Below are 23,159 nucleotides of genomic sequence, written 5' to 3'. Positions count from 1 at the left end.
AAAGCACCTCTATTCCTCTTCAGTTTAAATGAATGGCGTCAAGCGTGCAACGGTCGACTTTACAACATTCATTATCTACTGTACGATAGAATCGCCTTTAGATACACTCAGGAGGGTTAACATGATAGGGGAAACAATCAAAATTCCACAGGCGACGTCCAAACGTTTGCCTTTATATTATAGGTTCCTTCAAAATTTCGCGAATTCAGGGAAGAAACGAGTATCATCCAGTGAATTAAGCGAAGCTATGAAAATTGATGCTGCCACCATTCGACGTGATTTTTCACATTTCGGCGCACTTGGCCGTAAAGGGTACGGGTATGATGTACATTATCTTGTCGACTTTTTTCGTCAGGCACTGGATCAAGATGAAGTAACAGATGTAGCGCTCATTGGCGTTGGTAGTTTAGGGAACGCTTTTTTGAAATATAATTTCCATAAAAATCACAATACACGAATCATCATTGCATTCGATCCGAAAGGTACGCATGAAGGGATAGAAATGAGTGGAATTCCAGTTTTTCATCCTGATACGATTGAGGATAAAATCAAGGAATTAGGAATCGAGCTTGTCATTCTTTCTGTGCCTTCACGTGTAGCCCAAGAAGTGACTGATAAGCTTGCTACTATCGGTGTGAAAGGAATTCTTAACTTTACTCCGGTTCGGCTGACGGTCCCCGACTCGTTACGGGTTCATACAATCGATTTGTCTGTCGAGTTACAAACACTTATTTACTTTATTAAAAACGACGTAAAAGATTCACATATGTAATGCTTTGTAAATAGTATTTCAGTCACCATTCGTGTAAAATAGACACAAGAAGGATTGAGTTCAATCCTAGTTTTAAGAAGGAGGTGTCCGAGATGCCAGGTCCAGGAAGTCTGATTATCATTGCTGTTATTGCTTTGCTCGTATTCGGTCCCAAGAAACTGCCTGAAATCGGGAAAGCCTTCGGTTCGTCATTGCGTGAATTCAAACATGCGACAAAAGGTCTTGTAGAAGACGACGATGTAAAAAAAGTTGAAGACAAGAAAGAAGAACTGAAGTAAGTTAGGATGTCTGTCCGATGATAGAAAAAAACTTAACAGTCATTGAGCATATAGATGAAATTAGAAAACGGCTGATGGTTATCGTCGTTTTCTTTGTTGTAGCCGTAGTGGGAGCTTTTTTTGTAGCAAAACCACTTATTCAGTTCCTGCAAAATGATGGAGAAGCACATAATATTGCCTTAAATGCGTTCAATGTACTTGACCCGATTATGATTTACGTGAAAGTGATTGTCTTTATCGCATTCATCGTCATTTCACCTGTGCTTATGTACCAATTATGGTCCTTTATCTCACCCGGATTGCATGAAACTGAGCGGCGCGCAACATTGAATTATATTCCGTTTACATTTTTCTTGTTTGTTGGTGGTATTGCGTTTTCGTATTTCGTCCTGCTACCTTATGTGATGAAATTCATGATGAATTTATCCACGGAGCTCGATATAACCCAGACAATCGGCATTAATGAGTATTTCACGTTCCTTTTCCAACTGTTAATTCCATTCGGTATTGTTTTTCAGCTACCGGTGGTCTTGTTATTTTTAACAAGACTTGGTATTTTGGATCCGACGACACTTGTGAAGATACGGAAATATGCATACTTTGTTCTATTTGTAATTGCGGCATTCATTACACCACCTGACTTGTTGTCTCATATGTTCGTTACAGTTCCATTGTTTGCGCTTTATGAAATTAGTATTTTCATTTCACGTTTTGGTCACAGAAAATACTTGAAGGCTGAACAGCAGCGACAATTCGAAGAGGCGAAAGCTGAACAACAACGTCAGATTGATGAAGTTAATGAGCGACAGCAGAAATGAAAAAAGTCTTCCACAACCCTAAGTAGGGATGTGGAAGACTTTTTTAGTGCGTAAAGAAGATTATGGCTTGTTTCAAATCCTCTTGCCATTGTTGTATCTTCTCAATGTTTAAATTGAGGACAACGACAAATCCATTCATTAGTAAATGGGCAATCATTGGTGTCAGTATGCGTTTCGTCCGGTAATACAAGTAAGAGAAGACGAAAGCAGGCATCATATAGATTAGAAGGTGTTCGAATTCATTATGAACAGCAGCAAACACTAAAGCACTGACAATGGCTGCAATCCAGAAATTCGTTTTTTGATAAACCCCTCCAAAAACAACCCTTCTGAAAATGATTTCTTCCAGGAATGGTGCGAATAGAACGATTGATAGGATGATGATTGGTGACACTTTCGCGATGTCGGAAAGGATTGCAGTGTTATCAGATCCTGGTTCTATTCCAATTGCAACCTCGATAGCACCAGCCAGCATTTGTCCTCCCAATGCTAGAAAGAAGCCAATGAATCCCCAAAGAACCGAATTGCCAATGGAAGATTTTTTCCCTTTGAAAACTTGAAAGAAGTTTTTCTTCGGTACGATTAATACCAGGAAGATGATAGCTGCAATTAAGTTAACGATGAAAAGAGTCCAAGAACTTGCCCGATATGCCATATCCTGTTTAGTGAATTGCTCATCCCAAGGAAAGTATAAGAATAAGCCCTCTGATAAAAAGATGCTGCTTACATGCATCAGGATGTAAGTGATTAATAAAGCGAGAGAGATTTTCCAATTCTTCAAGTAACGCCACCCTTTCAACTGTGGTTGAGGTCAATTTTAGCTGTTTAGGACGAGATAAGCAAAGAGAAAATGTTCGGAGTATTTCACTTGCAATATATGCAAATGTTCATTATGATTAGAAATGTATTAGCACTCATGTCTATCGAGTGCTAAAAGGGAGATATTATCTGAGGAGGTTGTTTCAATTGTTGAAACCATTAGGTGACCGTATTGTTATCGAGCTAATCGAGGCAGAAGAAAAAACGTCAAGCGGTATTGTGATACCGGACTCTGCAAAAGAAAAACCGCAAGAAGGTAAAGTTTTTGCTACAGGTACTGGACGCGTTCTTGAAAACGGACAACGTATCGAATTGGAAGTTAAAGAAGGAGATCGAATCCTCTTCTCAAAATATGCAGGCACTGAAATCAAACATGAAGGTAATGAATATCTGATCTTGCGTGAAAGTGACATCTTAGCGATTATTGGCTAATAGACTGATGCACAGCTCGTTTAAAAATACACGAAAAATCAGGAGGGTACTTATAAATGGCTAAACAAATTAAATTCAACGAAGACGCACGAAGCGCAATGCTACGTGGGGTCGATACATTGGCAAACGCTGTAAAAGTAACGCTTGGACCTAAAGGACGTAACGTCGTTCTTGAGAAAAAATTTGGTTCACCGCTTATTACAAATGACGGTGTTACAATTGCACGTGAAATCGAACTTGAAGATGCGTTCGAAAACATGGGTGCAAAACTTGTGGCTGAAGTAGCGTCTAAAACGAACGAAATCGCTGGTGACGGTACAACAACTGCAACAGTTCTAGCGCAAGCAATGATCCGTGAAGGACTCAAAAACGTTACTGCAGGTGCTAACCCTGTCGGAATCCGTAAAGGAATCGAAAAAGCGGTTATAGCTGCTGTTGAAGGCCTTCAAGAAATCTCCAATGAAATCGAAGGAAAAGAAGAAATTGCACAAGTTGCATCTATTTCTTCTGGAGACGAAGAAGTTGGGAAACTCATTGCTGAAGCAATGGAGCGCGTTGGCAACGACGGTGTCATTACGATCGAAGAGTCAAAAGGCTTCACGACTGAACTAGATGTTGTTGAAGGAATGCAATTTGACCGCGGCTATGCTTCTGCTTACATGGCAACAGATACAGACAAAATGGAAGCAGTTTTGGACAATCCGTATATCTTGATCACAGATAAAAAGATTACGAATATCCAAGAAATTCTTCCTGTTCTTGAGCAAGTAGTTCAACAAGGTAAGCCACTTCTTATGATTGCAGAAGACGTTGAAGGCGAAGCGCTTGCAACACTTGTTGTGAACAAACTACGTGGTACATTCAATGCTGTTGCTGTTAAGGCGCCAGGCTTCGGAGATCGCCGTAAAGCGATGCTTGAAGACATTGCGACATTGACTGGTGGGGAAGTAATCACTGAAGACCTAGGTCTTGATCTTAAATCAGCTGATATTTCACAACTTGGTCATGCAGTGAAAGTTGTTGTTACAAAAGACAATACGACAATCGTTGAAGGCAGCGGCAATTCAGAACTCATTCAGGCACGCGTTAACCAAATCCGTGTTCAACTTGAAGAATCAACTTCTGAATTCGATAAAGAGAAATTGCAGGAGCGTCTTGCTAAACTTGCAGGCGGCGTTGCAGTTATCAAAGTCGGAGCAGCTACTGAAACTGAACTTAAAGAACGTAAACTTCGCATCGAAGACGCATTGAACTCAACGCGTGCAGCTGTTGAAGAAGGTATCGTTTCTGGTGGTGGTACTGCTCTTGTAAACGTCTATAGCAAAGTAGCAGCATTACTAGATTCTACTGAAGGCGATGTAGCTACAGGTATTAAAATTGTACTTCGTGCGCTTGAAGAGCCTGTACGTCAAATCGCTAACAACGCAGGTCTTGAAGGATCAATCGTTGTAGACCGTCTGAAACGCGAAGAAGTAGGAATTGGCTTCAACGCAGCAGAAGGTACATGGGTAAACATGATGGAAGCTGGAATCGTTGATCCGACTAAGGTTACACGTTATGCACTCCAAAACGCAGCATCTGTTGCAGCTATGTTCTTGACTACTGAAGCAGTAGTTGCGGACCTACCTGAACCAGCAGGCGCAATGGGTGGCGGAATGCCTGACATGGGCGGTATGGGCGGCATGATGTAATTCTCTTCACAAGCTATTTTGTGAAGCTGTCTAGTTCATAATTAATTAGTATAGGAATAACCACTTCTCAGAAAATTGGAGAGGTGGTTATTTTTTATGCTTTTAAAATTAGTTTATCTAGATTGAACTATAGAATTCCATTCAATTTGCTACAGCGCTACTAGTTTTATTGGTGGTAGTGAGAAAATTATAACTAAGCTATACTACATAAAGCCCTTGAAAACTCTTAATAGAGTTTCCAAGGGCACAAAGTTTTGTCATCATTAAATTCTCAATGTGATCAACCGTAAATCATACGGTTCAGGCGCGGAATGATATCACTTCCCGCTAAATAAATTGTTTATATAATTTTAATTATCATTTTATTTTTTAAGTGAGTTAAATAAAGAATTGTAAGCTGTAACAACTTGTTGATAGTAACCGACTAAGTTGTCCCAAACCGTTGATTGAACAGCTTTTTTAGCAGGGTCTTTCGCAGTATCATCACTATCAACAGGTGTTTCTGCTACATCTTCAGCGGGTTCTTCCGCAGCAGCATCACCATCAACAGGTGCTTCTGCTACATCCTCCGCAATTTCTTCCGCAGTATTGTCACCATCAACAGGTGCTTCTGCTACATCTTCAGCAATTTCTTCCGCAGTATCATCACTATCAACAGGTGCTTCTGCTACATCTTCAGCAGGTTCTTCCGCAGCAGCGTCACCATCAACAGGTGTTTCTACTACATCTTCCGCTACATTGCCATCTTCATCTGGTAAGATCATACCAAGATGTTCTTGGATTAGGAAATCGTAGTAATCAATTAAACTTCCATAATTTTGTATGACTGATCTATATTCATTTATTTGCTCTTCTGTTATGATAGTACTATCAGTAGATTGGTCAGGTGACATAGTATCTTCATTGATATTATCGTCAGCTGGCTTTTCTTTTTCATCAGTTTCATTTGTTGACTCATCTTCATCAGTAGACACCTCTGAAGGTTCCTCTTCAACTACAGTTTCCTCTTCAACAACAGGTAGATCAGTTGCATCGTCTTCAATTACAGGTACGTCCGTTGCATCCTCTTCAACAATAGGTAGATCAGTTGCATCGTCTTCAACAACAGGTGCATCCGTTGCTTCGTCTTCAATTACAGGTGCATCCTCTTCAACAATAGGTAGATCAGTTACTTCGTCTTCAATTACAGGTGCATCCGCTGCATCCTCTTCAACAACAGGTAGATCAGTTGCATCGTCTTCAATTACAGGTGCATCCGCTGCATCCTCTTCAACAATAGGTAGATCAGTTACTTCGTCTTCAATTACAGGTGCATCCGCTGCATCGTCTTCAACGACAGGTAGATCAGTTACTTCGTCTTCAATTACAGGTGCATCCGCTGCATCGTCTTCAACAACAGGTACATCCGTTACATCCTCTTCAACAACAGGTAGATCAGTTGCATCGTCTTCAATTACAGGTGCATCCGTTGCAACCTCTTCAACAACAGGTACATCCGTTGCATTCTCTTCAATCACAGGTGCATCTGTTGCTTCATCTTCATCAACAGGTACATCTGATGCTTCGTCTTCATCTGTAAGATTATCCGAATCATCATCTTCATTCGGTGCGATTTCCTGCAAGTTTTGATTTGCAATTGTACGCATTATTTTTCCTTTTTCAGGTGAACTCGGAATGCTTGATGCAAAAGATGAAACCTCTGCACCGTGATTTTTAAACGCTGTTTCCTCACCATTTTCAGCTCCTAAAGCCGAGCCACCTGCTCCGAAAATAGCAGCTGTTATCATTGAGGTTGACATTACAAACGGCAAAATCTTCTTGTTCGTGCTTTTCCCTTTTTGATTAGTTTCTTTAACCAAGAATCATCAAACTCCCTTTAATTGAATTTTTTAATCTCGACTACTAAATAAGAAATTGAAATAACACTCATTCTATTAAGCCGTTATGTACATCTACCTCCTTCACAAGCCAGAGCCTAAAATTAGGGTCAGTTTTTAAAATATCCGTTATGAAGTTTTTCAAATGAATAAATTTAGCAGTGCCCCTTCTGCTTATTAACTACAATAACAAAAGAAAATAACAAGAGTATAACGGTCAAGTAACAATTTTCCATGGAAATATTAACCCTTGTCATAAATGAAAAACACTCCAAGAGTCCTGCCACTTGATTAGCCAAAGACTAAAAAGGGGGGTCTATTCTAATAGATATGCCTAGTAAATCCAATTTCCACCTTTTATAAAAGCATCGTTACAGTGCTATGCAAACGTATTGCATTACTTTTATGACATAGATAGTGAATGGTCTAAACGATCTAACGTTATTCAATTTTAATATTACATTCAGAAATAGCGAGAAATGGACTACCTATAAAAAACTAAGCATGAACGGTTCTGAGACAAGCTAAACTCTACAAAACACAGTATCTCTTGCGGAAATGATACTGACAACTGAAGCTGTTATTGCAGATTCATTTGACGCGAACCCAATTGGCGACGGAATGACTGATATGGGCGTCAAGATATAAGAAGGGAATCACACCCTTTCGAAATCAATGCATTGAAGGTCTAACTTTCATCTTTGACCATATTGCGAACACATATAAAATTGAAAAGCATTCTTACCTTAAGTTAAGGTAAGAATGCTTTTTTTCATGAAAGGAAAATAGAAATTAATCTTAAAGAGTTTATATAGGTCAATAAAGAGCTTGAAGAATATAACTTCTTTCGGATACTATCTATTGTTTTTAATCGATATGTCGGTTAAAATTACCGATATATATAAGGAGAGGGTTTAGATGAAAAGACGGAGAGGGTTTGTACAAATTGCTATCTTGCATTTACTTAAGGAAGAGTCGATGCATGGTTATCGAATCATGAAGGAATTAGAAGATCGAGCAGAAGGATTTTACTCGGCAAGTGCTGGTACGGTTTATCCAGCGCTTCAAGAATTATTGGAGCGGGAGATGATAGATCTTGAGTCTACATCGGACAAAAAAACTTATTATATTAAAGAAAATGGAATAGCGCGCTTGGAGGAGTTTGCAAATCGGCGTGAAGGGGATTTTTGGGTCGAGTGGAAAGCACGCTTTGTTTGGCAAAGTTCTGAAGAAGCCATTCAATTAAAAAATACGATAGAAATATGGGAAGCTGAGCTACGAACAGCTATAAAACAGGTAAGGCGGAATCCAGAAGGATCTGCAAAACTGATTACATTTATAGAGGAAATGACTGAAGTTTTAAAGAAAGATAATAAATAAGGGGGAAAAGGAATGAAGTCCCTACAAAAACTTTTTAAATATGTTGAACCCTATACTGTTTTTGCAATTTTAGCTCCACTTTTGATGTGCGTTGAAGTAGCAATGGATTTATTACAACCAATGATTATGCAGCATATTATTGACGTGGGAATCGCAAATAATGATAATGCTTATGTCATAAAGCTGGGATTGTTAATGCTATTGACTGCTTTTATCGGTTTAATTGGTGGGGCAGGCAGTACGATTTACAGTACGAAAGTAGCTGTCAATTTTGCAGCGGATATACGGCGTGATGTGTTTAAAAAGACAGAGAAATTTTCTAGTGAAAATATCGATTCATTTGGTGTTGGAAAACTTATTACTATTGTGACGAATGATGTTACATCCGTTCAGCAGGCATTAATGATGATGTTGCGCGTTTTTATACGTGGGCCGCTATCGTTTATAGGGGCTGTTGTGATCGTGTGGTTCACAGCTCGTGAATTGTTCCCCGTATTAGTAGTAGCTATTCCCATACTGATGGCATTAATTTATTATTTTTCTTCTCAATCGGGAAAGTTGTTTGTGAAAGTACAAAAAGCAATGGATCAAGTAAATACAAAGCTTCAAGAAACTTTTGCTGGTATTCGGGTCATCAAAGCATTTAATCGACAGGTTTATGAACAAGAAACGTTCCGAAAGGTGAATGATACGCTAACAAAGCGTAATATGTCTGCGGAGCAAGTGATACTTACATTGATGCCCATTATGCTTTTCGTTGTCAATCTAGGCGTAGTTGCTGGGATGTGGATGGGTGCGATCAAGGTAAATGAAGGAACACTTCAAGTAGGTGTTATTTTAGCATTTATAAATTACTTAAACATTATTATGAACGGATTGATGACAAGTAGTCATGTATTAATGCAGATTACGCGGTCGTTTACTTCAGCTAATCGAATCGGGCAGGTGCTGGATACTGAAATCAGTATTCAGGAAACTGAAATAGCTTCTTCACTTCCGGAGACACGGGGTGATATCGAGTTTAGGCATGTGAATTTTAGTTATAGTAAAAATGGAGAGTATGTACTCAAAAATATTACTTTTCGTGCAAAAGCGGGAGAGACAATCGGCATCATTGGTTCGACTGGCAGTGGAAAATCGACGCTTGTTAATTTGATTCCCCGCCTTTATGACCCGGATTCGGGAGAAATTCTCATTGATGGCGTAAATAGTAAGAAATATTCTCTTGAGAGATTAAGAGAGAAAATCGGTTTCGTCCCGCAAAAAGCAACGTTGTTTTCGGGAACGATTGAAGAGAATTTACGTTTTGGTAAAGGAGATGCGAGGGTTGTGGAGATGAAAGAAGCGGCTGATTCCGCAGTTGCTACTGAATTTATTGAAAAGTTGGATGGGGAATTTGATTATAAGTTAACGCAAGGGGCAACGAATCTGTCCGGTGGTCAAAAACAACGTCTATCGATGGCCCGTGCTTTTATTCGTCAACCTAAAATTTTGGTGCTAGATGACACTACTTCTGCAATAGATGCCTTATCAGAAGCTTCGGTTCAACAAGTATTAAAGCAGCGCTATCCAAATACAACCAAGTTCATCATTTCTTCGAAAGTATCTTCGATTATCGATGCCGATCAAATTCTAGTGATCGACGATGGAAGAATTGAAGCAAGTGGTTCACATGAAGAATTGCTAGTGAAAAGTAGCGTTTATCGCGGAATTTATGAAACGCAAAGCGGGAGGGGGGGTCTTTCCTATGAGTAAAACTTCCGTACAGCCGGCCCCAAATGTATTGGGACGAGCACGTGGGCCAAGAGGATTTGGCGGTCCAGTGGTTAAGGCAAGGGATAGAAAAGGGACAATCAAGCGAATATGGACATATATGAGTAAACAAAAAGTAGCAATCATCAGTTCGATTATTTTAGTTGTGTTATCTACTTTATTAGGCTTACTCGTACCCTATTTAATCGGTGTGATTATCGATGAATATATCATTCCGAAGAATTTGAATGGTACATTAAAACTTTTAACTTTATTAGCAACTGTCTATATTCTCGCTTCCATTTTTACATGGTTGCAAACTTTTCTGATGGTTCGTGTATCGCTTCAAACGATCCGAAGATTGCGTCAAGATCTATTTGATAAGTTCCAAACATTGTCGTTGCGCTTTTTTGATAAACGTACGCATGGTGACTTAATGAGCCGAGTGACGAATGATATTGAAAGCTTAAACAATGCACTTAGTCAAAGTGTCATCCAAATTTTTTCATCTATTTTAATGGTGTCAGGTGTTGCGATTGCGATGTTTCTATTGAATTGGATGCTTGCAATTGTCTCGCTACTCATTATTCCATTGATCGTTTTTACGACGAAAAAGATTATTAAATATAGTAGCAGTAATTTTATCAAAAGACAGCGTGATTTAGGCGAGTTGAATGGCTTTATCGAAGAAGCCATTTCAGGAAACGAAGTGATTTCACTTTTCGGTCAAGAGGAAACGACGTTCAAGAAATTTGATGTGGTCAATGAAAGACTACGGCAATCGGCAACTGCAGCTGACACTGTTTCGGGATTTCTCGGACCAATCAATAACTTCATTAACAACCTTGGACTGGCATTGATTATTGGCGTAGGGGCACTTATGACGGTGGAAGGTTTGGCTACAGTCGGGATCATCGCTGCTTTTGTTACGTATTCGCGACAATTTTTCCGACCCATCAATCAGTTATCCAATTTATTGAATACTTTTCAGTCTGCGATTGCTGGTGCAGAGCGGGTATTTGAAATTATGGATGAGCCATCAGATCTACAAGATAAAAAGAATACGACTTCAATTGATTCCTTTAAAGGGGATGTTGCATTCTCCAATGTAAACTTTTCGTATGAGGATGATAAACCAGTTTTGAAAAATATTAGCTTCCGCGCAAAAGCGGGTGAGAAAGTTGCATTGGTAGGTCCGACTGGTTCAGGAAAAACGACAATGATCAATCTATTAATGAGGTTTTATGATATAGACTCTGGGGAAATTAATATTGATGGTCGGAGTATTCAGGACTATGAAATTAACCAGTTGCGTGAGAAAATTGGCATTGTGCTTCAAGACACTTTTCTATTTTCAGGGACGATTATGGAAAACATTCGTTACGGTCGTCTAGAAGCAACGGATGAAGAAGTCATTGCTGCGGCTCAAATGGCTTCCGCACACGGGTTTATCAAACATTTGCCTGGGCAATATGAAACGCACATCATGTTTGGAGGCTCCAGTTTAAGTCAAGGTCAGCGTCAACTACTCGCCATTGCTCGAGCAATTTTAGCAGATTCTGATATATTGATTTTGGATGAAGCGACATCGAGCATTGATACGAAAACGGAAATTGAAATCCAACGGGGGCTAGATCAATTATTGAAAGGTCGAACGAGCTTCGTCATTGCTCACCGTTTAAAAACAATCGAAAGCGCTGATCGAATTTTAGTCATCCATCATGGGGAGCTCATTGAATCCGGCACGCACGAAGAGCTATTAGCAATGCAAGGCTTTTATCATGAACTATATGAAAGTCAGTTTACAATTTGAATTTAAAAGATTGCGTACAATAAAAACTATGAATCCCCATTGTATCAAGGGGTAATCCATGTTTCATTATACAAAGGCCGCTCATCAATTCGCTGAATTGGTGAGCGGCCTTATTTTCTAATCCTCGTGGTAAGAAACAGCGTATACATTGAAGTATCTGCAATGGATGACAAGAAGTGATTAGAAAAGATGTAGCTAGATATGAATTGAATCCAACAGATTTTGCAGTATTAGAATTACTCTTATACGGAACTGGACGATGTAAAAAAACAGCCATTCGGTAACTCCTGTGATTTAATGGCGTGTGGAATCGTGAAATGAAAATATTGCATTACGACGAACACCTTTTTTACGGGGATGAAACCGTGAAAAGGTGTTTTTTTCAATGTATTCGAGCCTGAGACAGATAACAAAGTAGGTATGTTCTCATGACAGCAATCATAACATCAATAGAATTGTCTACAATTACCAATAGGGAAGGCGGAGAGTGAATTTCAGTGTTGTAAGAGAAAAGGCGGGCTGGTATCTACAAACAGAGTATTTGAAGAAAACTCTTGTTCACAATTAACCGAATCTATTGTACAATTTATAGACTACTAATTTTGGAGGGAAATTTTGGTGAAATTTAAAAAAATTGGGGTCATATTAAGCTCTTCTGCTTTAACATTTGGGATGTTCGCGTCTGTTGCCACTGCTTCAACCACAACGATTGGACAACCTACCAAAGTACAAATTCAAGTTGCTTCAACGGAAACAGTTTTTTCGAAAAATGATTTAATTAAGAGGTTTCGTACTTTGTTCCCCGATCAGTTTGATTTTTTATCGAATAGTGATTTTCGTGTGGAAAGTAGTTTCTTTTATCCTGAAGATGATACGTTACGTTATGGCCTATCCTTCTTTAAGACAATTGATGGTAAGCAAGTAAATGGTAATATTGGATTTGTCGGAGAGAATTTAGAAATTGAGCAATTTTATTATCAACCTTCGAATGAAGCAGAAGCTTTATTTCCCGCCAAGGTCTCAAAAGAGGAGGCTAAGAAAATAGCCACTAATTTTATCAAGAATATTCTGGATGGAGATGATTTTCAATTAGAAACGGATATCTATAACTATTATCCAAATCAAATGCTAACTGAACCAATACGTTACTCATTCTCTTTTGCCCGGACGGAAAATCAAGTATCCATATCTAATCAAACAATAGGAGTATCTGTTCTTGGCAATGGTGAAGTTGTTAGTTTTCACAGAATTCCTGTGGAGTTGGAAACGTCAACCTTTGATGATCTAAAACAAGTACTTGATAAAAATGAAGTTTTAAAGAAAGTAAAAGAAAATCTTGCCGTAGATTTGCAATATCATATTGATACGGATTATCGAACGGATGATCGCCAAGTTCAGCTTGTTTACCAGCCAACAACAAAATTACAAGGGGTTAACGCACTATCAGGTAAGTGGTTGACTACAGACGGGTACTCAGCGGATTTTCCAGGGAAAACGAAAATTGAAAAAATTACAGCTGATTCACTACCGGCAAAACAGAATGGAATTACTTTAGAAGAAGCAAAGAAAATTGCTGAACAATTACTTGCCATAAAATCAGATAAGGTTAAGCTAAATATTCAATCTATCGATGAAATAGAAAACCAAAACGGACAGGCAGTTATTAGCATTCAGTATATGTATGAATATGCGAATGGTGGAACTGGAACGAATTTGGAATTAGATAAAAATACGGGTGAGATTATACAATACAGTGATATAAAAAGTGACATGCTAGAACGAACTGAAGGCAAACCTGAAAAAGAGAAAGCTTTGTCCCAGAAGGAAGCCCTCGCTCAAGCAGTGAAATATATTAAGGAATGGGCTCCGTCTAATGCACATCACTATGCTATGCCTATAGAGGAAGCACATTTTGTAGAGAGACAAGGTACTTATTACTTTTCTTTCCCGAGAATTGTAAATGGAATCACAGTGATGGGTGATCAAATTGGTGTAAGTATAGCCAGCGATGGTTCTTTAAATAGTCTTAATGTCAGTTATCAAGAGATGGAAAAATGGCCATCAATTAATGAAGTTATTACTGAAGAAGATGCGATTGCTACCTTGAAAGAAGCACTAAGCCTAAAACTTAATTATATGAAACAAGGGAACAACAAAGATAATCATCACTATGATTTAGTCTATTCACCTGTTTTTAATGATGCAGACCTTAGTTTTTTAAATGCTAAGACGGGAGAATGGGGTAGCTTGTATGGTGGCGGAAATTCAACCGTCATTTCACATCCTTGGGCAGAAGAGGAACTTAATTATCTTATTAATGCCAAAATCTTAGACATTAAAGATACTAAAAACTTTAATGGTGATGCCTCTGTATCAAAAGGGGAAGCGATAAAAATCATCATGAGTTCACTTACTTATATTTATTCCGGCAGCTATTATGGAGGAAATGAAAACACGAGTCAGACTTTTGATAATATAGATGCCAAACACCCGCTCTATCAATCGGTCGAACGTGCCGTTGAAATGGGCATTATTAAAGGAGACAGTCAGAGCTTTGATATGGATGCACCCGTCAAAAGAGAAGAATTGGCAGCTTGGTATATACGCGCTCTAGGTCTTGAGCAAGCAGCTAAGCAAAGCAGTATCTATAAACTTGATATTGTTGATGCAAATAAGGTGCAAAAAGAATACACAGGCTATGTAGCTTTGGCAACATCACTGGGATTATTAAAGACTGACCAAAATCACTTTAACCCTGAACGAGAAGCGACGTATGCCGAGTTAGCAGTTTCAATTATTAAGCTAGCTCGAGAAATAACTGAAAAAGGCAGGGGCCTGAATTATTGAAATGTAAGGATATAACTATTTAATAACCCTCCACCGTATGAGAACTCAAACGGTGGAGGGGTTTAGTTTGTCTAATCTATTACCAATTTTTTCAGTTGGTAACACCTGTTTTAAATGAATGTATATCACCGATTACGAATTATCTCCGACTAAAATCGTAGCAACCATCGTATTGGTTACTCTCCTAATTATGGAAATACTATTATCATTCTGATTTGCCAACATCGATGTAAGAAAGCCTTTTATCTATCAAATTTTTAGATAGCTACAAGGTCAATCGTGATCATATTCCTTATTAAAAAGCGATCCTACCTTTAATTTTGAACTGAACCCCAAATGGTAGACACTTTAAAAAAGTGACACCATTTGGGGTTTTTTCTGTCTAAAAGCTTAGGTATACTGAAGATAAATATCCTGACAGGAGTGTTTTCAATGAGTAAAATACTTTTTAATGAACACCAGCGTAGATTATTAGAAGCGAATCCTAATGTGAACTCAGTTTCAGATCGCTCTATCCAATATAAACCTGAATTTAAAGTATTAGCTGTCAAAGAGAATCAGAGCGGTAAAGGTCCTTCTCAAGTTTTTATTGAAAATGGATTTGACTTAGAAATGATTGGTACGAAGAAAGCGAAAGAGTCACTTAGTCGTTGGAGAAAATCCTATCAGCTTCATGGAGAAGAAGGATTCTTTGAGGAGCGTCGCGGAAAAGGAAGTCCTGGTCGTCCATCAACTGAAGGATTATCTCCTGAGAAAAAACTTGAAAAAGCTGAAGCACGTATTAAATATCTTGAAGCCGAGGTCGAATTGTTAAAAAAGCTCGAGGAACTAGAGAGGTAGGTGAAAAAATAATACTAACATCAGCCGAAAAATATCAGGTGATTAATGAAGTGATTCGTAAATTTCAATTACATAGGTTCACAGATCACCTATGTAAAGTCGCAAAAGTACATAGAAGTGGCTACTATGCATGGCTCGAAAAAACTGAGGTCCATGCTATACGTGAGGAAAATGATTATCAAGACTACCTTTTACTTAAATGTGTTTATGATGCGTTCAAAGGGAAAATCGGATATCGTGGGCTTTACATGGCGTTAGTGGAATTACTTGAGATCCCCATGAATCACAAAAAGATTCTTCGTTTAATGCGCAAATTTAATCTCTTTGCTAAAATACGTAGAAAAAACCCTTATAAGAATATAGCTAAGGCTACCCAAGAACACCATACGGTGCCAAACCTCTTAAATCGGCAATTCACTCAAGATGAACCTGGCAAAGTTTTTGTTACCGACATTACTTATCTTCAAATGAAAACTGGACAGACTGCTTATCTTTCTTGTGTGAAGGATGTAGCTAGCCGTGAAATTATCGCTTACGAACTTTCGGTTAGCTTAAGTATGGGTATTGTCTATCGAACTTTGAGGAAGCTTAGCGAAGCACTAGCAGGAAATGTACATCCAGAAGCGATGATTCACTCTGATCAAGGTTTTCATTATACGCACCCCGAATACCAGACACGTGTTAAAGCGATGCAGCTCACACAGTCAATGTCCCGAAGGGGAAATTGTTTGGATAACGCACCTATCGAATCATTTTTCGGTCATTTTAAAGACGATGTAGACTACAAGGAAGCATCCAATCTCTTAGAGTTAAAAAAAATGGTAGATGAATACATGGAACACTACAACTGTACGCGTAAGCAATGGGATTTAAAAAAGATGACTCCGGCTCAATACCGAAGTCATCTCATAGCAGCATAGACTAAAACGTCACTTTTTTTAAACTGTCCATTAAATGGGGCTCAGTTCATTTGCAAAGGTAGGATCGTTTTTTTGCTTCAACTATTATCGAAAGCGTAAAAATCAATTGCTTGATCCATTAAGGCTATAAACTATTTGACTTTCGTCGCATAATCGCTCTTTGGATCGAGTTTTTAGTGTGTTTATATTCTGATGGAAATAAAAACCCCTTTACATTGTTGAAATGAAAGGGGCTACAGCAAAAACAATTGTTTTGTACTCTTCCTTTTGACCTTAGTTTCTACGGTCAGTTGTTTACGAAATAGTTATACCAGCACTTGCAGTACCTATAACAGTGGCGGCCAAAGGAGCACCAGATACTGAGAATACCATTAGCAATCGATCGCCTACCGATACCGGTACGGGTGCGAAACTCGCTGATCCACTAAGTGTAGTGCCTACTGTCAAGAGATCTGTTAGGGTTGGGGCTAAATCTACACTTATACCTGTTGGACTGAAGGTATTACTTCCAGCAGGTGCGCGATAGACTTGTGCATTTACAGTTGCAGTTGTTGCAACACTCAATGCAGTAGTTATTGTGTAAGCAGCGGAAATAGCCGTTAAGCTACCTGCCCGTGGAACTGAAAAGGCTTCATTTATCAAACCTGTCAAGTCTATCGTGGTGCCAAGAACGACAGGGCTCGGAATGGCAGTGCCAAATCCAATGAAAAAGGGGATACCAGCTAATCCACCTACGAGAGAAGTCAATGCAACAGGTACTAGTCCAGAAGCGAATGGAATAATCGAACCAGTGTCAACTGGTGGGATTATACAGGCTGCATCAATAGCTCTGAATGGTCCCAGATTACAATTGACGTGCCCAGTATCGACCCGGAAGCAACCAGAACTTCCGTGACGAGATCCACCAGATCCACCACATCCACTACATCCATGAAGTTTAAAATTATTAGAATTCATTTTAACACCTCCTTTCTCTGTTATCCTATTCAAAACAATTGCAGGGCGGACGGGCAATTAACTAATCGTTAATAATAGTTTTTAACTCATCCTAGCGTAATGTAGATTATTTGGATCAACTGTGTAGCTTTCGAAGTGCTACAGCTAGCTAAATTCCGCTGACCTTCTCATTAGATTTAAAAAAATAGCCATTCTGACACTAAGTCAGAATGGCTATTTTAAATGGGGTATATAATATGCCGAATACAGGAAGTTAATCTGACTAGCAATTATTTTTCAGTAGCTCTAAATTATTGCTTCTTCCGAAAAATATTGAACAGCGATAATGTTTCTTTGTTTTTATGTTGTTGTCGTTTCATTTCATTCGAAATTTCAATTGGGGCTTTGGCCTCCTCAATTGTAGTTGCATTATGCACTTCCTCAGGTTCCGGCGTTACCGTTTCGATAATCTTCGGCTCGCTAGCCGTGAGTAACATATCAGGATCCGGCATCACTGTTTCATTAATTTCAAGCTCGCTAGTCGTGAGTATGGAAGCCGGATTAGGTGTCACTGATTCGTTAATTTCCGGCTCGCTGGTTGTTACTAACAAAGCCGGATCTGAATTCTCGTTTACGTTCATTGGAATCGCTTGTTGTTTCACAACGTTAGTCAGATGAATGGTCAATGGCCTATTTACATTTTTGTACAGCCTATTATGGATTTGCCCAGAATGAATGCCAGTATACGGAAAACTTTGCTTACCGAATTGCTGCTCTGCTGGATATTCCTTTTGAATATCCATACTTACTATAGGTGTTGTATCACTCGAAACTTCTTGGATGTTATTAGCTTTTCCTACCAGATTTTGCAGTTGCCTATAAGATGGTGGGCGATTAGATTTTCTCATGGAAGTATTTGATGTAGTTTCTTCTATATGGACCACTTCTTTTCCCTCAATATTATTGGCAATACTTATAGATCTTGGTACATCAACTGGAGAAATTACTTTTTCTATAAGATCCTTGCTATCATCTTTTATTAATTTATTCTTGACTAAGGAAAAGTTTTGATTCAACTCCTCGATTGTTTGATTAAGGGAGTCCATTTGTACTGAAAAACTTTTAATTTGTTGCTCATACTCCTCCAGTTGTAAACTTTGCTTTTCATTCATTAGTTCCATTACACCTTCTAATTTTGAGACTTTTGTTTTGAAACCATTCGCTTCGATCTTCAAGGCAAGATAATCGTCAACCGGATTTCCAATTTTTAATGTGGTTAGGGTATCTTTGTAAGTCGCGATTTTCTGCTTTAATTTTTCAATGTCCTCAGCGGAGTATAACTTAGAGTCTCCCATCAATTTTCACCCCTTTGCAGTACATTACTATTCTATTAATGATGTTTTCATTGCGTGACAAATTCTTTCCTGTTAGACGTAAAGTTACTCAGTGATAAATTATTTGTCACTTTCAGCCTCGGTTCTATATATGATGAAGAAATGGATTCTCAGGGGACGATATCCTTTCTGAACTACTAAATTAGTATTAATTACTTTCTTCCTCCATCCTTTTTGTGTCTAAGTTAATAAATATCTCGATAAATCATTTCTTTGCCCATACACTGATTTTTCCACATCATATGCTACGAACGAAAGATAAAAAATTTGGAGGTGTCTGCAACATGCAAGGAAAAGATCATTGTGATGGGAAAGAACTAATTTGTATAAATGTCGACAAGGTGTACGACTGGATTGTGAAAGAAAATTCGTTTGATTTTGCACTTCCAACGGGACCAATTGCTTTTACTCCAACGGGTTCAGTACCAACTTCAGCAACTGCAGGACTGCTTACTGGTGCGACAGTTACATGTGAAGTGAGCCCTGCTATTGCGTTTCCAATCGAGATTCTAAGTCGTGAGAATCGCCCGTTTTGTATTGATGGAAAGACTGTTCTTCTTCAACAGCTTCACATTCGTAAGAACTTTGTGGTAACAATTGTCGTGACTTTAACAAACGGAACGGTGCTGAGAAGTGCGGCTATTCCGCTTACCCGTTGTGAACAAGTTACCTTATGTGCACCTGAAGGAACAGACGTTGTAATTACGTACACGGACCTAGACTGTTTCGTGTGTTCTCCTGGGACACTCACTGTTCCAGCGGGTACTGCTGCTGGTTCAATCGTAATTACTGGCTTAAATCTCTCTGTAGCTACTTGCCAAAGCATTCAATCGACATTCCCGGTAACTGTTGAATTTTTAGCTGATTACTGTGAACCAAGAGATGATTTACCAACTGCGTGCCCTCCACCATTGCGCCCGCAACAATGCTCTGTTGTTTTCCCTGATACCGGACATTGCTGCCACTAATGTCGGCTAATGGTGATAACGAGTAAGCCTCAAACATATAATGAAGGGAGGATATTCCTCCCTTCATTTTTTTGTAACGTCAAAAAATATAAGCTCATGAATAACCTTATTAAGCCAATTAGGGCTCTGCTGTCACCTAAAGGCTCGGTAATAGTCGAGTTTTCTAATGGAAAAGGGGGAGAGAATAATGAGTAATAATCACAAAGATTTGGAAACAAAGATTACGCAGCTTCAGCATCAAACAAAATCATATGTATATGAAATTAAAAAGCTGGTAGATAATCTCAATGATTCCGCCAGAATGAATATAATTAGCTATTTTACTTATTCATTAAACATTTCTCACGATCCTGAACAGGAGAGCTTATGCCTAGGAACTTACCATGTACATAATATGGGGAATCAGCCAATCACAAATCCTTATTTGTGTATAAAAATTCCTGAAGAATCTCCATTTTCATTTTCCGGGCGATATGTTTATGAAAACTTCAAACAGTCATTGAAGAATGCCGGTGGATGGGAACGAATAAATGATAAAACGAATCAAGAGGAATTTTGGCTAAAACCTTTGGGTAAAACATCCCTTGAACCTAATGAGACCATTTCATTTTCAAACTTCCAGATAAAATGGTTACCAGTAGAATCATATGCAGGTACTATTATGGGATTTACGTATAGTGATCAACTGAAAGATGGAATAGCCGTGATTAATCCCATCAATCTCAATGGAACTGTACGTCTAGAGGGGGTAGAGAATGAGTAAAACAGATGAAATAGAATTAATAATGAAGCATATAATACGTCAAATTATGAAAGATCAGTTTAACGAACAAACAGAAGATAAACAGGAAAACAACAATAGTTTTGTCTATTTAGAGAAAAGTACATTGAATATGTTGATTATGTATATGTTGATGAATGGTGAGCGTCGGCCTGATAAAGAGGCAAAAGGAGATTCTGACGTGAAGATTTTAGAGGAACTTGAACAGGCAATTATGGCCAACAAAGAGGACTTTGAGGAAATCATCACTCTACTTAAAGAAAGAATCTAAATTCATTTGATACAGCCTTTTGCTTGGAAAATAGCTGCGATAGGAGGGAATGACGTGAATAGTGAGAACGTCAAAAATAACGATCCCTTACAACTTCAACAAATAATCATCTTTTTAAAGGCGGAATTAGCTAAATATAAATACGAAGTTAAAAAGTATCAAGATAGCTATCACTATTCATTAGTAGAAAACCTTGAGCAAGAAAATATACAATTGACTAACGAAAAAAAAGAACTGGCTGAGGAGTTAGTTAAGTTAAATCAAGAATTTGAAAAAAGGGCTATCGATTATAAAGGATCTGTCCAATTGCAAGGATTACAAGGGAAAAGATACATCACTTCTATTGATTCCTTTCAGAAAACAAAAACAGATCTACTACCAATTAGCAAACAGCTAACTGAAGTTATTAATAAATTGAAAGACGGAGCTAATACCGATCAACATAGATACAAAAAACATGACAGGCAAGTTACTTCTCTTCATAAAAAACTTGCTAATAATAAAACGACTATAGAACAGCTCGAATACAAACTTGGTGATCTCATTCAAGAAAAAAATAAACAAGTACACTCGCAACTGGAGAAGTTAGACATAGCCAACAAAGAGCGTACCCAGTCCGAGAAAGTGAGACAACGATTATTAATAGAACTAGAAGAAAAAAATACTACTATAGGAAAACTCCAACATGAAATAGTGAATTTAAAAGAACAACATGAAAAGCACATTGATGCTATTGCAATAGAAGAAAAAAATCTAACTAATAAAACGACTATAGAGCAGCTCGAATATAAGCTCGTGGATCTCATTCAAGGAGAAAATAAACAAGTACACTCGCAACTGGAGAAGTTAGCCATAGCTAACAAAGAGCATACCCAGTTCGAAAAAGTGAGACAACAATACCTACTAGAACTAGAAGAAAAAAATACTACTATAGGAAAACTCCAACATGAAATAGTGAATTTAAAAGAACAACATGAAAAGCACATTGATGCTATTGCAATAGAAGAAAAAAATCTAACTAATAAAACGACTATAGAGCAGCTTGAATATAAGCTCGTGGATCTCATTCAAGGAGAAAATAAACAAGTACACACGCAACTGGAGAAGTTAGCCATAGCCAACAAAGAGCATACCCAGTTCGAAAAAGTGAGACAACAATACCTACTAGAACTAGAAGAAAAAAATACTACTATAGGAAAACTCCAACATGAAATAGTGAATTTAAAAGAACAACATGAAAAGCATAATGAAGCTTTTACAATGCTAGAAATAAAATTGAACCAGAAGAATGATAGTCAAGCAGGGATGGACCATCATTCTTCTACACCTACTATTGATGCTGAAACACTTATCTACTTAGACCATCAAATAAAAGAGGTAGTAGCCAAAACGTTGGATTACGAAGAGAAATTAGATGCGAAGTTGCTTGTTGTTAATAATTTGGAACAAAAATTAGATCAACTTACTGATGAAATTGACGGAATAAAAATTTTTAGTATAGAGGGGAGGGTTTTAAAAGAATTTTGACGATTATTGGTGTGTAATAGGATGGTAGCGAGTAAAGTAGATTGCATTTTGGTATTCTATATTTACCTGAAACTCAATAGGATTACCCATAAGGCTCAACCTTTTCCCGAAAAGTTCTGAGCCTTTTTTGTTATGTTCTATTATAGAGTATGGACATAGCGACTATTAAGCTATCACTAATCCATCTTTTGTAAAAGTAACACCCGCAAAAAAAATGAACCCTCTTTGTTAATCCTTAATCTAAGCGTTTACATTTCGTCACAATTGACCTATCATACTTGTATACAAGTATATCGGGCATCGAGTAGGGAAGTGAAACCATGAGTGAATACAAGGATTTTCTATATCCTGAAAAATGGATTGCGAATGCTTCCATGGGAGTGCGTTTAGCGTGTGAGCTTAGAATGCGGATTATTTCTGGCATGATAGAAAAAGGTACTGTTTTATCGGAAAATAAATTAGCGTTGGAATTTGAATTAAGTCGTTCTCCTATTCGGGAAGCACTAAAAGTATTAGCATCAGAAAATATTATTCGATTAGAAAGAATGGGTGCAGTTGTAGTTGGGTTAACTGAGAAGGATATCAAGGAAATTTACGATGTTCGTTTACTGATAGAAACCTTCGTTTATGAACGGATTGTTAAAATAGATACAAGTGAATTAGTGAAAGAACTTAGTAAAATACTTGAATTGATGGAAGTCGCCATTAAATACGGAGATGCAGATGAATTTTCTTATCAAGATGTTTTATTTCATGAAACGATTATTCGTTCAATTGACCATTCATACATCATGTTGATTTGGAATAATACGAAACCTGTGATGGAAAGTTTAATTCTTTTATCGATGCGAGTGCGTTTAAAGAAGAATTACGATGATTTTTCGCGTGTCTTGAAAAATCATGAAATCTACATTAAAGCCATAAATGTAAAGGATAGAGATGTCATGATTCAAGCATTGCATCAAAACTTCGATGATGTTCAAAGCAAAGTAGCAGACCAATGGATGTCGCAACAAATGCTCGCAAAAGGAAGGGAGCGATAA

General features: G+C 38.1%; 19 protein-coding genes. 15 read left to right on the top strand and 4 right to left on the bottom strand.

The window, feature by feature from the left end:
- The first annotated feature begins 121 nt into the window (after window positions 1-121).
- The 3 genes from MKZ26_RS12090 to tatC all read left to right on the top strand — a co-directional run bounded on the left by MKZ26_RS12090 (window position 122) and on the right by tatC (window position 1,868).
- The gene (locus tag MKZ26_RS12090) at window positions 122-772 is read left to right on the top strand and encodes a redox-sensing transcriptional repressor Rex (protein ID WP_340766350.1); all 651 of its coding nucleotides are present in this window, start codon (window positions 122-124) and stop codon (window positions 770-772) included.
- Window positions 773-864: 92 nt separating this feature from the next.
- The gene (locus MKZ26_RS12085; protein ID WP_067205353.1) at window positions 865-1,050 is read left to right on the top strand and encodes a twin-arginine translocase TatA/TatE family subunit; all 186 of its coding nucleotides are present in this window, start codon (window positions 865-867) and stop codon (window positions 1,048-1,050) included.
- Between the two features lie 17 nt (window positions 1,051-1,067).
- Window positions 1,068-1,868, top strand: coding sequence for a twin-arginine translocase subunit TatC (gene tatC, locus MKZ26_RS12080; RefSeq protein WP_067205355.1), 801 nt, complete (start codon window positions 1,068-1,070; stop codon window positions 1,866-1,868).
- A 43-nt stretch (window positions 1,869-1,911) separates the two neighbouring features.
- Here the strand turns inward: tatC and MKZ26_RS12075 are convergent, their stop codons facing one another.
- The gene (locus MKZ26_RS12075; protein WP_340766349.1) at window positions 1,912-2,649 is read right to left on the bottom strand and encodes a CPBP family intramembrane glutamic endopeptidase; all 738 of its coding nucleotides are present in this window, start codon (window positions 2,647-2,649) and stop codon (window positions 1,912-1,914) included.
- Between the two features lie 185 nt (window positions 2,650-2,834).
- Between MKZ26_RS12075 and groES the strand changes: the two genes are divergently transcribed.
- Both groES and groL read left to right on the top strand, forming a co-directional pair.
- The gene (gene groES, locus MKZ26_RS12070; RefSeq protein WP_067205358.1) at window positions 2,835-3,119 is read left to right on the top strand and encodes a co-chaperone GroES; all 285 of its coding nucleotides are present in this window, start codon (window positions 2,835-2,837) and stop codon (window positions 3,117-3,119) included.
- A gap of 56 nt (window positions 3,120-3,175) precedes the next feature.
- Window positions 3,176-4,810, top strand: coding sequence for a chaperonin GroEL (gene groL, locus MKZ26_RS12065; RefSeq protein ID WP_340766348.1), 1,635 nt, complete (start codon window positions 3,176-3,178; stop codon window positions 4,808-4,810).
- A gap of 362 nt (window positions 4,811-5,172) precedes the next feature.
- Here the strand turns inward: groL and MKZ26_RS12060 are convergent, their stop codons facing one another.
- A complete protein-coding gene (locus MKZ26_RS12060; RefSeq protein WP_340766347.1) occupies window positions 5,173-6,669 on the bottom strand; it encodes a hypothetical protein in 1,497 nt (498 codons plus the stop codon).
- Window positions 6,670-7,605: 936 nt separating this feature from the next.
- Here MKZ26_RS12060 and MKZ26_RS12055 point away from each other — a divergent pair.
- The 5 genes from MKZ26_RS12055 (at window position 7,606) to MKZ26_RS12035 (ending at window position 16,239) form a co-directional block, all read left to right on the top strand.
- Window positions 7,606-8,067: a PadR family transcriptional regulator gene (locus MKZ26_RS12055; protein WP_340766346.1), complete on the top strand. Its 462-nt coding sequence runs from the start codon at window positions 7,606-7,608 to the stop codon at window positions 8,065-8,067.
- A 12-nt stretch (window positions 8,068-8,079) separates the two neighbouring features.
- Window positions 8,080-9,822 carry an ABC transporter ATP-binding protein gene (locus MKZ26_RS12050; RefSeq protein ID WP_340766345.1) on the top strand — a complete coding sequence of 581 codons (1,743 nt, stop codon included), beginning with the start codon at window positions 8,080-8,082 and terminating at the stop codon, window positions 9,820-9,822.
- Window positions 9,823-9,940: 118 nt separating this feature from the next.
- Window positions 9,941-11,632, top strand: a complete 1,692-nt coding sequence (locus MKZ26_RS12045) for an ABC transporter ATP-binding protein (protein WP_340767649.1) — start codon at window positions 9,941-9,943, stop codon at window positions 11,630-11,632.
- A gap of 618 nt (window positions 11,633-12,250) precedes the next feature.
- Window positions 12,251-14,479 carry an S-layer homology domain-containing protein gene (locus MKZ26_RS12040; protein WP_340766344.1) on the top strand — a complete coding sequence of 743 codons (2,229 nt, stop codon included), beginning with the start codon at window positions 12,251-12,253 and terminating at the stop codon, window positions 14,477-14,479.
- Window positions 14,480-14,911: 432 nt separating this feature from the next.
- Window positions 14,912-16,239, top strand: a protein-coding gene (locus MKZ26_RS12035; RefSeq protein ID WP_445683419.1) for an IS3 family transposase whose coding sequence is annotated in 2 segments (ribosomal slippage) — window positions 14,912-15,284 and window positions 15,284-16,239 — 1,329 coding nt in all. Because the reading frame shifts where the segments join, the coding sequence is not laid out codon by codon here.
- Window positions 16,240-16,533: 294 nt separating this feature from the next.
- On the opposite strand, the gene MKZ26_RS12030 is transcribed toward MKZ26_RS12035, so the two are convergent.
- Together MKZ26_RS12030 and MKZ26_RS12025 are read right to left on the bottom strand one after the other, a co-directional pair.
- Complete coding sequence (locus tag MKZ26_RS12030) at window positions 16,534-17,196, bottom strand: exosporium glycoprotein BclB-related protein (RefSeq protein ID WP_340766343.1); 663 nt, start codon at window positions 17,194-17,196, stop codon at window positions 16,534-16,536.
- 290 nt (window positions 17,197-17,486) lie between these two features.
- Window positions 17,487-18,530, bottom strand: coding sequence for a hypothetical protein (locus MKZ26_RS12025; RefSeq protein ID WP_340766342.1), 1,044 nt, complete (start codon window positions 18,528-18,530; stop codon window positions 17,487-17,489).
- Window positions 18,531-18,853: 323 nt separating this feature from the next.
- Between MKZ26_RS12025 and MKZ26_RS12020 the strand changes: the two genes are divergently transcribed.
- The 5 genes from MKZ26_RS12020 (at window position 18,854) to MKZ26_RS12000 (ending at window position 23,159) form a co-directional block, all read left to right on the top strand.
- Entirely contained in the window at window positions 18,854-19,537 is a 684-nt protein-coding gene (locus MKZ26_RS12020) for a hypothetical protein (protein WP_340766341.1), read from the top strand.
- Window positions 19,538-19,724: 187 nt separating this feature from the next.
- Window positions 19,725-20,300 carry a hypothetical protein gene (locus MKZ26_RS12015; protein ID WP_340766340.1) on the top strand — a complete coding sequence of 192 codons (576 nt, stop codon included), beginning with the start codon at window positions 19,725-19,727 and terminating at the stop codon, window positions 20,298-20,300.
- A complete protein-coding gene (locus MKZ26_RS12010; RefSeq protein WP_067205462.1) occupies window positions 20,293-20,589 on the top strand; it encodes a hypothetical protein in 297 nt (98 codons plus the stop codon). The genes MKZ26_RS12015 and MKZ26_RS12010 overlap by 8 nt, the downstream gene beginning before the upstream one ends.
- Window positions 20,590-20,643: 54 nt before the next feature.
- Window positions 20,644-22,116 (top strand): hypothetical protein, encoded by a 1,473-nt coding sequence (locus tag MKZ26_RS12005; protein WP_340766339.1) that lies wholly within the window; start codon window positions 20,644-20,646, stop codon window positions 22,114-22,116.
- 320 nt (window positions 22,117-22,436) lie between these two features.
- A complete protein-coding gene (locus MKZ26_RS12000) occupies window positions 22,437-23,159 on the top strand; it encodes a GntR family transcriptional regulator (RefSeq protein ID WP_340766338.1) in 723 nt (240 codons plus the stop codon).

It is taken from the genome of Sporosarcina sp. FSL K6-6792 (genome assembly GCF_038004885.1).
GTDB lineage: Bacteria > Bacillota > Bacilli > Bacillales_A > Planococcaceae > Sporosarcina > Sporosarcina psychrophila.
The sequence above is the reverse complement of the archived record's forward strand: the minus strand, read 5'-3'. Positions and strand labels throughout refer to the sequence as shown.

Coding starts and splice junctions, on each gene's coding strand:
- MKZ26_RS12090 (WP_340766350.1), top strand. CDS start 122: ATGATAGGGGAAACAATCAAAATTCCACAGGCGACGTCCAAACGTTTG.
- MKZ26_RS12085 (WP_067205353.1), top strand. CDS start 865: ATGCCAGGTCCAGGAAGTCTGATTATCATTGCTGTTATTGCTTTGCTC.
- tatC (WP_067205355.1), top strand. CDS start 1,068: ATGATAGAAAAAAACTTAACAGTCATTGAGCATATAGATGAAATTAGA.
- groL (WP_340766348.1), top strand. CDS start 3,176: ATGGCTAAACAAATTAAATTCAACGAAGACGCACGAAGCGCAATGCTA.
- MKZ26_RS12055 (WP_340766346.1), top strand. CDS start 7,606: ATGAAAAGACGGAGAGGGTTTGTACAAATTGCTATCTTGCATTTACTT.
- MKZ26_RS12050 (WP_340766345.1), top strand. CDS start 8,080: ATGAAGTCCCTACAAAAACTTTTTAAATATGTTGAACCCTATACTGTT.
- MKZ26_RS12045 (WP_340767649.1), top strand. CDS start 9,941: ATGAGTAAACAAAAAGTAGCAATCATCAGTTCGATTATTTTAGTTGTG.
- MKZ26_RS12030 (WP_340766343.1), bottom strand. CDS start 17,196: ATGAATTCTAATAATTTTAAACTTCATGGATGTAGTGGATGTGGTGGA.
- MKZ26_RS12025 (WP_340766342.1), bottom strand. CDS start 18,530: ATGGGAGACTCTAAGTTATACTCCGCTGAGGACATTGAAAAATTAAAG.
- MKZ26_RS12020 (WP_340766341.1), top strand. CDS start 18,854: ATGCAAGGAAAAGATCATTGTGATGGGAAAGAACTAATTTGTATAAAT.
- MKZ26_RS12015 (WP_340766340.1), top strand. CDS start 19,725: ATGAGTAATAATCACAAAGATTTGGAAACAAAGATTACGCAGCTTCAG.
- MKZ26_RS12010 (WP_067205462.1), top strand. CDS start 20,293: ATGAGTAAAACAGATGAAATAGAATTAATAATGAAGCATATAATACGT.
- MKZ26_RS12000 (WP_340766338.1), top strand. CDS start 22,437: ATGAGTGAATACAAGGATTTTCTATATCCTGAAAAATGGATTGCGAAT.